Consider the following 13,172-nt stretch of genomic DNA (forward strand, 5'->3'; position numbering starts at 1 on the left):
CTATCGTTGACGCATGGCTCAACCTCTCGCACTGACATCCGGCGAGCCCGCAGGCATCGGCCCCGACATCACGCTCGCCGCATGGCTGCGCCGCCGCGAACTCGATCTGCCGCCGTTCTATCTGGTCGGTGACCGCGCGGCCCTGGCCGAGCGCGCCAAGACGCTCGGGCTCGCCGTCGAGTTTGCCGAGGTCAGCGCCGAGGAGGCATCCGCGGCATTTGCACGGGCCCTGCCCATCGTTGCGACCGGCAAGGCGGCGACTGCGCAGCCGGGCAAGCCCGACGGAACGAGCGCCGATGCCGCGTTGGCGTCGATCCGTCAGGCCGTCGCCGATGTTGTGTCAGGCAAGGCCAGCGCCGTCGTCACCAATCCGATCGCCAAGAACGTGCTGTACCGCGCCGGCTTCCGCCATCCCGGCCACACCGAATTCCTCGCCGAACTTGCCGCGCGTGGCGAGCCCGCGCCGCAGCCGGTGATGATGCTGTGGTCGCCGGCGCTCGCCGTGGTCCCGGTGACGATCCATGTGTCGGTCCGCGAGGCGCTGGCGCAATTGTCGACCGACCTGATCGTCTCGACCGCGCGAATCGTGGTCGCCGACATGAAGGCGCGGTTTGGCCTCGCCTCGCCGCGGCTTGCCGTCGCCGGCCTCAACCCGCATGCCGGCGAAGACGGCACGCTCGGCATGGAAGACATCGAGATCGTTGCGCCCGCGGTCGAGATCCTGCGCCGCGACGGCATCGACGCCCGAGGCCCGCTCCCGCCCGACACCATGTTCCACGCAGCCGCGCGCAAGACCTATGACTGCGCGCTCTGCATGTACCACGACCAGGCGCTGATCCCGATCAAGACCGTCGCGTTCGAGGACGCCGTCAACGTCACGCTGGGCCTGCCCTTCATCCGGACATCGCCGGATCACGGCACCGCGTTCGACATCGCCGGCACCGGCAAGGCCAATCCCTCGAGCCTGATCGCCGCCCTCCGGCTCGCCGCGCGCATGGCCGCGGCATCCAGCTAAGTGAGCGCGATCGACGATCTGCCACCGCTGCGCGACATCATTCGCGAGCATTCGCTGTCGGCGCGCAAATCGCTCGGCCAGAATTTTCTGCTCGATCTCAATCTCACCGCACGCATTGCCCGTGCCGCGGGCCCGCTGGAAGATTCCACCGTGATCGAGGTCGGACCCGGCCCCGGCGGACTGACGCGCGCGCTGCTTGCGATGGGCGCAAAGCGCGTCATCGCCATCGAGCGCGACGAGCGCGCGATCGATGCACTCGACTACATCGTCAAGCGCTATCCCGGCCGCATCGAGATCGTGCATGGCGACGCGCAGCACTTTGATCCACGTCCCTTGCTCGATGGGGCTAAGGCCAAGATCGTCGCCAACCTGCCCTACAACATCGCAACCCAGCTCCTGGTCGACTGGCTGTCGATCGAGCCATGGCCGCCCTGGTACGACACCATGGTGTTGATGTTTCAGCGCGAGGTCGCCGAGCGCATCGTCGCCCATGAGGACGAGGAGGCCTATGGCAGGCTCGCAGTGCTCGCCAACTGGCGCGCCGAGACCAAGATCCTGTTCGACATTTCGCCCGCAGCCTTCGTGCCGCAGCCGAAGGTGACGTCCTCGGTGGTACGACTGATACCGCGCGCCGCGCCGGAGCCGTGCGACCGCCGCATGCTCGAGCAGGTGGCCGCCGCCGCCTTCGGCCAGCGCCGCAAGATGCTGCGCCAGAGCCTGAAATCGCTGTCGGTCGATCCGGCGCGGCTTGCGGCTGCAGCCGATATCGACGCGACGCGGCGCGCCGAAACCATTCCGGTCACGGGCTTTGTTGCCATGGCAAGGGAATTGGCCGATATACGGTCCACAAAATAGAACATCAGGAGAAAACGTAATGGCGCGTATGGTTCGCCAATCCCTCGTCAAATTCGATGCACCGCTGTGCGAAACCATCGTCGACACGCCCAAGCCGCAGGGACGCGAAGTGCTGGTGCGCATCGAGCGCTGCGGCCTGTGCCATTCCGACCTCCACATCCAGGACGGCTACGCCGATCTCGGCGGCGGCAAGAAGCTCGACACCACCCGCGGCATGACCCTGCCCTTCACGCTCGGCCATGAGATCGCAGGCGTCGTCGACGAGGTCGGTCCCGATGCGCCGAAGGATCTGGTCGGAACGAAGAAGGCGGTCTTCCCCTGGATCGGCTGCGGCCAGTGCCGCGACTGTCTCGCCGGCGACGAGAATCTCTGCGTCAAGCAGCGCTTCCTCGGCGTCTCCATCGACGGCGGCTTCGCCACCCACGTGCTGGTGCCCGACGCGAAATACCTGCTCGATTACGATCCGCTGCCGGTCAATCAGGCCGCCACGCTGATGTGCTCCGGTGTCACGGCTTACGGCGCGCTGAAGCGCCTGGTCGATCGTCCGCGCCAGCGCAATCTGCTGCTGATCGGCCTTGGCGGCGTCGGCATGATGGGCCTGTCGTTCGCACAGGCGATGTTCAAGCAGCCGATCACTGTTGCCGATCTCAGCCCGGCGGCGCGCGAGACCGCGCTGAAGAATGGTGCGGCGGCGGCCTACGATCCCGCGGAGCCCGATGTCGTCAAGCGTATGCTGAAGGAGAGCGACGGCGGCTTCGACGGCGTCGTCGACTTTGCCGGCAACGAGAAGTCGATGGCGTTTGCGGTGTCGACGGTCGCACGCGGCGGCAAGATCGTGGTGTCCGGCCTGATGGGCGGCCAGTTCACGCTGCCGATGGTGCAATGGGTCTACAAGCGCATGACCATCGAAGGCTTCATGGTGGGCACGCTGGCCGAGGGCCAGGAGCTGATGGCGCTCGCCCGGGCCGGCAAGATCAAGCCGACGCCGATGAAGGAAGAGCCGATGGCCGATGTCCAGAAATGGATCGAAGAGCTGCGCGCCGGCAAGGTCGTTGGCCGCATCGTCCTTAAGAACTAAGGCATGATCGGGAAAAGCGCGTAGCGGGTTGCATGCGATAAACACGAAGCGCTTCCACGAAGATGACGTTTAGACAAGACGTCCCGCCGGCGCTGCCAGCGCCGGCGGGACGTAACGTTTCAACGGCCCCCGCGCAATTGTGGTCCTGCGGAACCTGACCGCCGACCAAGCCATCGCCCGCGTCCCAGCCTCCCGCGCGCCGCAATTGCGGTACGCCGCGAGCCTCAATTAAGCCCCACCCGTTCCGGATTTGCGGCGCATTGCGACCCAACTCTTTACCGAGATTGGCTGCACCAGCGTTTGCGTAAAAAGAAATACCGGGGACGCGTATGTCAAATCGTTCAGCGAAATTCGCTGCGGCGCTTGCCGTCAGCATGTTGGCCGGTGCCAACTTCACGGCCATGGCCCAGACCGCCGCCAACACGGCGAGCACCGATACTACGAATGCCAAGACGGCCGACACCTGTCAGGCCGCGCCGAAGGGAACCGCGCCTGCGGGGAGCCACTGGTTCTATCACCTCGACCGAAGCACCCAAAAGAAATGCTGGTACCTCGGTGACGCCAAGAACAAGGTTGTTGCCAAGACCGCGACCGCGCAGCAGCAGCCCGCGGCCGCGCCCGACACGGCAACGGCCGACGCGCAGCCGCCGCAGAGCCAGCCGGCGCCGCCACAGCCGGCCATGCGCAAGTCCGTTGCCGACGCCCATGCCGAATGGCCCTCACCGCAGGCCGCAGCAGCGCCGGTCGCGCCCCCCGCCGCCGGTCAAGCCGGCGGTGCGGCAGCGGCGACGGATCCGGCGGCGTCAGGCACGAACGCTCAGGCGTCGGACGTAAACGCCAGATGGCTGGATGCATCGAGCATGGCCGGAACCAACGGAACCCGGCACGCCGCAGACCAGCCGACCGTAGTCGCGCAGGCCGATGCGACGCCGCAACAGACGGCCGCGCCGGCACCGGCCGCCCCCGTAACAGCCGAGGCGTCCGCCGAGAAGTCTTCCTCCTCGACGCAGATGCTGCTGATCGTGATGGTCGGTGCGCTGGCGCTGGCCGGCCTGGTCAGCGCGCTGGTGTTCCGGCTGACCCGCACCCGTACGCCGCCTTACGAGATCAGCGACGAATGGCGAGCGCCCTGGGATTCTCTCCACACCGAGCCGGCGCCGCCGATGGCAGTCGTGAGCCGCGACCGTCCGCTACGCCTGTCGGAAGCTGCGCCGCGCCGGTCAGAGACACCGGTTCCGCGCCGTGCCGAGACGCCAGCTGCCCGCCGCGAGACGGCGCGCGAGCCGGATCAAACCGAGCAAGACAACAAGCAGATCGCCGCGATGCTGCAGCGGCTGGCGCGCAGCGCGGCGAATTAGAGGGCACTCAGGAAAGCAGATGAGACATGATGCGATCCCCGGATCGCACCATGGTTCCGGAGCGTTACTTCTCGAGCTGACGCTGCAGGCCGCGCACGAACTCGGTGAGGCCGGTGCGGCGCTCTCGCTTGAGACGCTCGGCCTTCAGGATCGACTGCACCTCGGCAAAGGCGTCGTCGACGTTCTGGTTGACGACGATGTAGTCATATTCCGCCCAGTGGCTCAGCTCATGGGTGGCGCGGTTCATCCGCCCGCGGATGACTTCTTCGGAATCCTGCGCACGGGTGTGCAGTCGCTTCTCGAGATCGGCGGCCGACGGCGGCAGGATGAAGACGCTGACCACGTCGGCGCGCGCCTTCTCGCGCAGCTGCTGGGTGCCCTGCCAGTCGATGTCGAACAGCACGTCCTGGCCGGCCGCGAGCGCAGCCTCGACCGGCGCGCGCGGCGTGCCGTAGCGGTTGTCGAACACGGTGGCCCACTCCAGCAGCTCACCCTGCTTTGCCATCGCCTCGAACTTGGTCTTGTCGACGAAGAAATAGTCGCGGCCCTCGACCTCGCCCGGCCGCTTCGGCCGCGTGGTCGCCGACACCGACATCTTCAATCCCGGCATGCGGTCGATCAACATGCGCGACAGCGTCGTCTTGCCGGCGCCCGAGGGCGAGGACAGGACGAACATCAGTCCGCGCCGCTCAACGCCGTCAAAACCCTGCGCCGTCATCGTTCACTCCAGATTCTGGACCTGTTCGCGGAACTGCTCGACCACGTTCTTCATTTCAAGCCCGGTATTGGTCAACTCGACGTCGTTCGACTTCGAGCAGCAGGTGTTGACCTCGCGATTGAACTCCTGGGCGAGGAAGTCGAGCCGCCGCCCGACCGGTCCGCCCTTGCCGATCATCTCGCGCGCCTGGCCGATGTGCGAGGCGATGCGGTCGAGCTCCTCGCGGATATCGGCCTTGGTGGCGATCAGGATCGCCTCCTGGCTCAGCCGGTCGGCATCGAAGCGATCGGAGGTCTCCAGCAGTGCCGCGATCTGCTCGGCAAGCCGCGCCTTGATCGCCTCGGGCTTGCGGCCGGGAGCCGTCTCGGCCCGCTTGGCGAGCCGCTCGATTTCGTCCATCCGCTGCATCAGGATCTGGCCCAGCGCATCGCCCTCGCGGCGGCGCATCTCGACGAGGCTGCCGAGCGCCTGCTCGAACGCGTTCGCGGCGGCCTCGCGTGCCGCCTTGTCCTCGTCCTCATCGCTGTCAGGCTCGACCACCTCGATGACGCCCTTGATGCCGAGCAATCCATCGATGCTCGGCGCCACCGCGTCGATCCGTTGCGCGAGCTCACCCGCGACCTTCACGACCGCGGCCAGCACGTCCTCATTGATCCGGATGGTCTGCGCCGCATCGGTGCGCTTGACGCTGAGATTGGCGTAGACCGTGCCGCGCGACAGCAACTCGCCGGCCCGCTTCTTGGCGAGGGCTTCCAGCTCGTCCCAGCCCGGCGGCAGCCGCAATCGCAGATCAAAGCCCTTGGCGTTGACCGACTTCAGCTCCCACTCGAACGTATAGGGACCGCTCGCGCCATGGCTTCGGGCAAAGCCGGTCATGCTCGATAGCGCCATCGCGTGAAACTCTCCAACAGAAGGATATGGGACTCACCCGGAGACGACGAGACTCGTGGGGACCCGGAGCGACCTTAGAACGGATTCCGTGAAAGTGGAATTACGTCCACCCTCGGGAAATGCAGAGCTGCGGCAAGCTCCGGAAAGCTGTGAAGCGGATTTCCGAAAGACGATGCTCAAACAAGAAGCTAAAGCGCGATGATCGCATCGCGCTTTAGCGCTGCACAACGGGCGGCGAGCTGGTCTGCTGGGCTGCGCCCTGGCGACCGCTGCGCGGCGGTTTCTTCTGATTGGTGGGCTTCGGCGGCGTGGCCGCCGTGGGATTGGTGTCGGCCGCGCCGGGCGCCGCTGCCGCAGGCGCCGGATCATCCGCGGGCTCGACGGTATCGTTCTGGATCTGCTTTTCCGACGCGCGCAGCTTGGCGACGTTCTTGGCATGCTGATCGTAGGTTTCGGTAAAGGCGTGGCCGCCGGTTCCGTCGGCAACGAAGAACAGGTCGCGCGTGCGCGCCGGATTGGCGGTCGCCTCCAGCGAGGCGCGGCCGGGATTGGCGATCGGTCCCGGCGGCAGGCCGTCGATCACATAGGTGTTGTAGGGCGACGGCTGCGTGATCTCGCTGCGCTTGATCGGACGCCCCAGCGTTCCCTTGCCGCCCACCAGCCCGTAGATGATGGTCGGATCGGATTGCAGCTTCATCCTCTGGCGCAGGCGGTTGACGAACACGGCGGCGACGCGGCTGCGCTCGTCGGCGCGGCCGGTTTCCTTCTCGACGATCGAGGCCAGCGTCACCAGCTGGTCCGGCGATTTCAGCGGCGAGTCGGTGTTGCGGCGTTCCCATATCTCGGCGAGCACGCGCTTCTGCGCCTGCTGCAGGCGCTGGATCACCTGGTCGCGCGTGGTACCGCGCGGAAATTTGTAGGTCTCCGGCAACAGCGTGCCCTCGCGCGGAATCTCGCGCACCGAGCCGGTGAAGATGTCGTTGTCGGTGAGCCGCGTCACGATCTGCTCCGAGGTCAGACCTTCGGGGATCGTGATGGCGTGCTGCACCACCTTGCCATCGACGATGGTGGCGATGACATCGCGCAGGCTGGCATTCTTCTGGAACGAGTATTCGCCGGGCTTGAGGTCGGAGCTCGCCTTCAGCGCAAACACGCTGCCGATGAAGACCCACGGATTGACGTTGATGACGCCCTCGCGCGACAGCACGTCGGCGATGTCACGCTTGCCGGCGCGCGCGGGGATGTTGACGATCTTGTCTTCCTGCAGCGGTCCCGGGGATTCCAGCGTCTGCTTGCCGTAGTAATAGGTGGCGCCGGCGCCGATCATCAGGATGATCAGGATGGTGAAGATGGCATTGCCGACGATCACGAAGGGATTGCGGGCACGATCCGAGCGCTTGGGCGGCGGCGGAACCTGTTCGGGCTCCAGCGCGGCACGTGGACTCCTTGGTGAAATGGGCGGCCTCTCACTCATCGATGCAAACCAATATCCTGCCGGTTGAATCGTGGCCGGACAAACCCCTGCCCTGCCAATAGCATGCGCCCGCTATTAGGAGTCACCGCGGAATACGGCAAAACGGTGGACTAGTTCTAAAGTCCCGTTCCGATCGCATCGGAACGGGACTTTAGATTCTTATTTTGACGCGTTTTCTTCACGCGAACCGGTACCCACTTCGCTCGAAAACGCTCTAACGACCTACTAATTGGTCACGCGCTGCACGATCACGGAGGCGTTTGTGCCGCCGAAACCGAAGGAATTGGACAGCGCCACATTCACGTCACGCTTGCGCGACGTATGCGGCACGAGATCGATCGCCGTTTGCACCGACGGATTGTCGAGATTGATGGTCGGCGGCACCACGTTATCGCGAATCGCCAGCACCGCGAAGATCGCCTCGATCGCACCGGCCGCGCCGAGCAGATGTCCGGTCGCGGACTTGGTCGACGACATCGAGACCTTCGAAGCCGCATTGCCGAGCAGACGCTCGACCGCGCCGAGCTCGATCTCGTCGCCGACCTGCGTCGAGGTGCCGTGCGCGTTGATGTAGTCGAGATCCGATGCGACGAGGCCGGCGCGCTTCAGCGCCATGCTCATGCTGCGGAAGCCGCCATTGCCGTCCGGCGGCGGCGAAGTGATGTGGAAGGCATCGCCCGACAGGCCGTAGCCGGTGACCTCGGCATAGATCTTCGCACCACGCTGTTTGGCGTGCTCGTATTCCTCGAGCACCAGAATGCCGGCGCCCTCACCCATCACGAAGCCGTCGCGGTCCTTGTCGTAAGGCCGCGATGCCTTTTCCGGCGTGTCGTTGAAGCCGGTGGACAGTGCGCGCGCTGCGCAGAAGCCGGCGATGCCGATGCGGGAGATCGGCGATTCGGCGCCACCTGCGAGCATCACCTCCGCATCGCCGAGCGCGATCAGCCGCGCTGCGTCACCGACCGCGTGCGCACCGGTCGAGCAAGCCGTGACGACCGCATGATTGGGCCCTTTCAGGCCGTGCTCGATCGAGACGTAGCCGGACGCCAGATTGATCAGGCGGCCCGGAATGAAGAAGGGAGAGATCCTGCGCGGTCCACGCTCCTTCAGCAGCACCGCGGTCTCGGCAATGCCGGTGAGGCCGCCGATGCCGGAGCCGATCATCGTGCCGGTCGCGAACTGATCCTCATCGGACTTCGGGTGCCAGTCGGCATCGTCGAGCGCCTGCCTGGCCGCGCACATCGCATAGAGGATGAAGTCGTCGACCTTGCGCTGGTCCTTCGGCTCCATCCACTGATCGGGATTGAAGGTGCCGTTGGAGCCGTCGCCGCGCGGAATGTAGCAGGCGACCTGGCTCGGCAGGTCGGACACTTCGAACGTGTCGATCTTCTTGCCGCCGCTGTCGCCGGCGAGGATGCGCGCCCAAGTTGCGTCAACGCCGCAGCCGAGCGGTGTAAGCATGCCCAGCCCCGTGACGACAACTCGTCTCATTTCCACGTCTCCGGCCGGCAATGCGCGGCTGATAATAAGAAGCCGGGGGACCGCTCGATCACGGTCCGTCCGGCCCCGTCAACTTCGCGATCGGCGTCAGCTCTTCGCGTTCTTCTCGAGAAACTTGGTCGCGTCGCCCACGGTCAGAATCGTCTCCGCCGCGTCGTCGGGAATCTCGCAACCGAATTCTTCTTCAAAAGCCATCACGAGCTCGACGGTGTCGAGGCTGTCGGCGCCGAGGTCATCGATGAAGCTCGCGCTATCGACCACCTTCTCGGGTTCGACACCAAGGTGCTCGACCACAATCTTCTTAACCCGCTCGCCAATCTCACTCATCGTTCAACCTCGTTGTTCCATTGGACCCGACCCCAAGACGATACGAGCCATCGTGGTCGTCTCGATTACTCAGTCGCGCATAGTCTTGATTCGGCCCGGTCGTAGCCGACTAAAGCCCCGGCGAACGGCAGGCGTCGCCACGCCAATATACAGGGTTTCAAAATCCTGCAATGGCGTTCTTTGCCCATCCATGGGGGGTTCAGCTATCATACTTCCCAAGCCTTGACTACACGCCTGAACCGGCTCCCGAAAACGGCTTTTCGCCGCATTGCGAGAGCCAGCAACCAGCTCAGATCATCGCCATCCCGCCGTTGACGTGAATCGTCTGTCCGGTGACGTAGGCGGCCTCGTTCGAGGCCAGATAGACGGCTGCCGCAGCGATATCCTCGGGCGTTCCGAGCCGCGCCGCAGGAACCTTCGCCAGGATGGCTTCGCGCTGTTTGTCGTTGAGCGCATCCGTCATCGGCGTCTTGATGAAGCCCGGCGCGATGCAGTTGGCGGTCACGCCGCGCTTGGCGTATTCGGCGCCCAGCGTCTTGATCAAGCCGATGATGCCGGCCTTCGACGCGGTGTAGTTGCCCTGCCCCGGATTGCCGGTGACGCCGACGATCGAGGTGATCGCGATGATGCGGCCGAAGCGCTTGCGCATCATCAATTTGGTCGCCGCGCGCGCCATGCGGAATGTCGCGGTCAGGTTGACCGCAATCACGTCGTCCCAATCCTCGTCGCGCAGCTGCACGAACAGGTTGTCGCGGGTGATGCCGGCGTTCGCGATCAGGATGTCGACCTGCCCCATCGCAGCTTCCGCCGCCGGCACCAGCGCCTCGACGTCATCCTTGCTGGAGAGGTTGCACGGCAGCACATGAACGCGCTCGCCGAGCTTGGCCGCGAAGCCGTCCAGCACCTCGCGCCGTGTCCCCGAAATCGCGACCGTCGCGCCCTGCGCATGCAACGCCTGCGCGATCGCGCCGCCGATGCCGCCGGTTGCACCCGTCACGAGCGCCGTCTTGCCAGTCAGATCAAACATCGAATTCTCCTTCCGGCTGCTTCAGGCCGATGCTGCCAGCGCGTCCTTGGCCGCAGCGATATCGTTCGGGCCGCCGACGGATACGCCGACCGCGCCATCGGCGATGCGCTTGACGAGGCCGCTCAGCACCTTGCCGGCGCCGATCTCGAAGAACCGCGTCACGCCCTGGCCTGCCATATAGGCAACCGACTCGCGCCAGCGAACCGTCCCCGTGACCTGCTCGACCAGGCGGCGGCGGATCTCGTCGGGATCGGTGATGGCCGAAGCCAGCACGTTGGACACCAGAGGCGCCGCGGGCGCCTTGATGGTGACGCCGGCCAGCGCCTGTGCCATCGCATCGGCCGCCGGCTGCATCAGCTTGCAGTGGAACGGCGCCGACACCGGCAGCAGCATGGCGCGCTTGGCCCCTTTGGTTTTCGCAATCTCCACCGCGCGATCGACGGCCGCCTTGTCGCCGGAGACGACCACTTGGCCGCCGCCATTGTCGTTGGCGGCCTGGCAGACCTGGCCCTGCGCCGCTTCATTGGCGACCGCAACCGCCGCCTCGTAATCGAGGCCGAGCAGCGCCGCCATCGCACCGGCACCGACCGGCACCGCCTTCTGCATCGCGAGCCCGCGGGTCCGCAGCAGCCGCGCGGTATCGCTCACGGTCAGGCTGCCGGCGGCGGCAAGCGCCGAATACTCGCCGAGCGAGTGCCCGGCAACGAAGGCCGCGTTGCGGCCGACCGAGAAGCCGGCTTCGCTCTCGAGCACGCGCAAGGTGGCGATCGAGACCGCCATCAGCGCCGGCTGGGCATTTTCCGTCAGCTGCAATGTCTCGCCCGGACCATCCCAGATGATCGCGGTCAGCTTCTCGCCCAGCGCGGAATCGACCTCATCGAACACGGCCTTGGCGACCGGAAAGGCGTCGGCCAGGGCCTTGCCCATGCCAACCGCCTGCGAGCCCTGCCCGGGAAATGTGAATGCTGCCGTCATCGGCGCTCCCTACCTTGTTGAGCGTGATCCCCGCGCAAGCGCCGCGCCTGCCGCAGGGGAAAACGGTATCCCGTCGCGCGAAACGCGCCACAGCGGGTCCGGACCCTGCCTTGCAACCGGCCTCGGACCGGGCCGTAAGACACTGATGGGGGGCGCGATGTCAAGCCGCGCGCGCGGAACCCTGGGGATGCCGGGACCGCCTCCGCCTAGAATCCACCGGCATTCTGGTCGGCGTTAACCTCGGCACCGGCCCTCGCCCGGCGCGCGCTGTTGACCAGTTGGCCCGGACGGTCTTCCCGATTGGGCCTGGCGGTCGCCAGCCGCAGCACCGCAGCGTAGCCCGGCTGGACTTCCATCCGGTCGGCATAGCGGCTTCCGCTCAGGATGCGGTGGACACGCGGCAGGTTGTAACACGGCACGTAGAACAGCAGATGATGCTCGAGGTGGTAGTTCACGTAGTACGGCGCGATGAACAGCCGCTCCAGCACATTGGCCCGCGTGGTGCGGGTGTTGCGCAAGGGGTCGGCGCTGTCGGGCACGACGGCATGTTCGGCGATGTTGCGGATGCGCGTGATCACCATCATCCAGGTCAGCAGCGGCACCAGCCACAACAGCGGATAGGCCCACCACACGCCCGCGGCGGCGAGCCCTGCGAACAGCAGCGCGTTGGTGACGCATTGTGGCCCGAGCTTCTGCCAGAAGTTCGCGGCGCGCTGCGATAGCGGCCACTCTTTCGGTCCGATCGCATTGAGCAGTTGCGCCTTGCGCTGCTGGTAGCCGGTCTGCCCGGTGATATCGCGGAGGAATTTCCGGCGGTAACTCATCTTCGTAATCGGAAACGGCGCCGACAGAACCAGATCCGGATCATCCTCCTGCTGTGTCCGGGCGTGGTGCTGCAGATGATAGCGGCGATAGCCACGGGTTTCCGCGAAGATCGGATAGGCACAGAACCACTGGCTCAACGCGAGATTGGTCGTCTCGTTCGCCGAGAGACAGCCATGCGCACCGTCGTGCATCAGGATGGCTAGCCCGAGCTGGCGCGAGCCGATGATCGCAACGGCCAGCAGATAGGTCAGCGGATTGGGCCACCATGCGACCAGCGCGATCGCGCCCAGGATCAGGGCCCAGGCGTGCACGATCAGGGCTACGCCCTTCCACGTCGTGCGTTGCCGGACGGCGACCAGTTCGTCCTCGGTGAGGAAATCGCGGGCACGCATGCGCAGCGCGGTCATGAGCTTGTCTCCCCGTCCGTTGAGGGTGAATGATCGCGATCGCCGACCAGGCGCAGCCGCGATCCATCATTGGCCGACGGCGATGTCGCCTGCTCGCCGAGCGCGCGCAGCAATTCGCGGCACATCTGCTCGGCGCCGCGGCCCATCGCAAAACCTTCGACGATCACGCCGATCGCAATCGCCCAGAAGCGGCGCGAGCTCTCCTCGGGCGCGCGCAGCGAGCGCCAGCCGTGCCGCTCGACCTGGCCCGCATAGGCGCGCGCGCCTTCGCTGTGCAGACGCTCGATGGTGCGCTCGACCAAAGGCGCGAGGTCCTGGCGGCGCCGCGTCAGCGTCAGCGCCTCGGCGAAGAAGGCGACCGTATCCGTCGCGGTCACGGTCTCGGCCAAGGCGTGGGTGTAATCGCGTGGCGTCTGGGCCTTCAGGGCGGCCTGCTCGGTCGCCCGCGCGAGATAGAGCATGTCGCGGCTGGCGGCTTCGACGAACAGCGCTTCCTTGGTGCGGAAGTAATAGGTGATCTGGCTCGGAAAGGCATCCGCCGCTGCGGCGATGTCGGAGATCGACGTGCCCGAGAGCCCGCGCTCCTTGAACAGGCGGCTGGCGGCATCCAGCAGCAGCGAACGCATCTTGCGCCCCGCCGACCGCGTTGCGCGGACCGCGTGCTTCGGATCGGGCGCAGACATGCCGCTGGCGGTCTCCGAACCCATCGATCATCCTCCCTG

Annotated in this window: 13 protein-coding genes; 4 read left to right on the forward strand and 9 right to left on the reverse strand. The window is 66.0% G+C overall.

What is annotated here, in order from left to right; translation table 11 throughout:
- The first annotated feature begins 13 nt into the window (after positions 1–13).
- The 4 genes from pdxA to ACE10Z_RS26750 all read left to right on the forward strand — a co-directional run bounded on the left by pdxA (position 14) and on the right by ACE10Z_RS26750 (position 4,306).
- Entirely contained in the window at positions 14–1,015 is a 1,002-nt protein-coding gene (gene pdxA, locus ACE10Z_RS26735) for a 4-hydroxythreonine-4-phosphate dehydrogenase PdxA (protein ID WP_375783428.1), read from the forward strand.
- Complete coding sequence (gene rsmA / locus ACE10Z_RS26740; protein ID WP_375783429.1) at positions 1,016–1,870, forward strand: 16S rRNA (adenine(1518)-N(6)/adenine(1519)-N(6))-dimethyltransferase RsmA; 855 nt, start codon at positions 1,016–1,018, stop codon at positions 1,868–1,870.
- Positions 1,871–1,889: 19 nt separating this feature from the next.
- Positions 1,890–2,948 carry an alcohol dehydrogenase gene (locus ACE10Z_RS26745; RefSeq protein WP_375783430.1) on the forward strand — a complete coding sequence of 353 codons (1,059 nt, stop codon included), beginning with the start codon at positions 1,890–1,892 and terminating at the stop codon, positions 2,946–2,948.
- Positions 2,949–3,277: 329 nt separating this feature from the next.
- On the forward strand, positions 3,278–4,306 hold the full coding sequence (locus ACE10Z_RS26750) for a hypothetical protein (protein ID WP_375783431.1): 1,029 nt from the start codon (positions 3,278–3,280) through the stop codon (positions 4,304–4,306).
- 64 nt (positions 4,307–4,370) lie between these two features.
- Here ACE10Z_RS26750 and gmk read toward each other — a convergent pair whose 3' ends face one another.
- The 9 genes from gmk to ACE10Z_RS26795 form a co-directional block, all read right to left on the reverse strand.
- On the reverse strand, positions 4,371–5,024 hold the full coding sequence (gmk, locus tag ACE10Z_RS26755; protein ID WP_375783432.1) for a guanylate kinase: 654 nt from the start codon (positions 5,022–5,024) through the stop codon (positions 4,371–4,373).
- A gap of 3 nt (positions 5,025–5,027) precedes the next feature.
- Positions 5,028–5,915 (reverse strand): YicC/YloC family endoribonuclease, encoded by an 888-nt coding sequence (locus tag ACE10Z_RS26760; RefSeq protein WP_375783433.1) that lies wholly within the window; start codon positions 5,913–5,915, stop codon positions 5,028–5,030.
- Positions 5,916–6,129: 214 nt separating this feature from the next.
- A complete protein-coding gene (gene mltG / locus ACE10Z_RS26765) occupies positions 6,130–7,389 on the reverse strand; it encodes an endolytic transglycosylase MltG (protein ID WP_375783434.1) in 1,260 nt (419 codons plus the stop codon).
- A gap of 225 nt (positions 7,390–7,614) precedes the next feature.
- Positions 7,615–8,880 (reverse strand): beta-ketoacyl-ACP synthase II, encoded by a 1,266-nt coding sequence (gene fabF, locus ACE10Z_RS26770; RefSeq protein ID WP_375783435.1) that lies wholly within the window; start codon positions 8,878–8,880, stop codon positions 7,615–7,617.
- A gap of 96 nt (positions 8,881–8,976) precedes the next feature.
- Positions 8,977–9,216, reverse strand: coding sequence for an acyl carrier protein (locus tag ACE10Z_RS26775; protein ID WP_002716125.1), 240 nt, complete (start codon positions 9,214–9,216; stop codon positions 8,977–8,979).
- Between the two features lie 289 nt (positions 9,217–9,505).
- Positions 9,506–10,243, reverse strand: a complete 738-nt coding sequence (gene fabG / locus ACE10Z_RS26780; protein WP_375783436.1) for a 3-oxoacyl-[acyl-carrier-protein] reductase — start codon at positions 10,241–10,243, stop codon at positions 9,506–9,508.
- 21 nt (positions 10,244–10,264) lie between these two features.
- Entirely contained in the window at positions 10,265–11,218 is a 954-nt protein-coding gene (fabD, locus tag ACE10Z_RS26785) for an ACP S-malonyltransferase (protein ID WP_375783437.1), read from the reverse strand.
- 206 nt (positions 11,219–11,424) lie between these two features.
- On the reverse strand, positions 11,425–12,450 hold the full coding sequence (locus ACE10Z_RS26790) for a fatty acid desaturase family protein (protein WP_375783438.1): 1,026 nt from the start codon (positions 12,448–12,450) through the stop codon (positions 11,425–11,427).
- A complete protein-coding gene (locus ACE10Z_RS26795) occupies positions 12,447–13,157 on the reverse strand; it encodes a TetR/AcrR family transcriptional regulator C-terminal domain-containing protein (RefSeq protein WP_375783439.1) in 711 nt (236 codons plus the stop codon). The genes ACE10Z_RS26790 and ACE10Z_RS26795 overlap by 4 nt, the downstream gene beginning before the upstream one ends.
- Positions 13,158–13,172 lie beyond the last annotated feature (15 nt).

The organism is Bradyrhizobium sp. Pha-3, assembly GCF_042258615.1.
Lineage (GTDB): Bacteria > Pseudomonadota > Alphaproteobacteria > Rhizobiales > Xanthobacteraceae > Bradyrhizobium.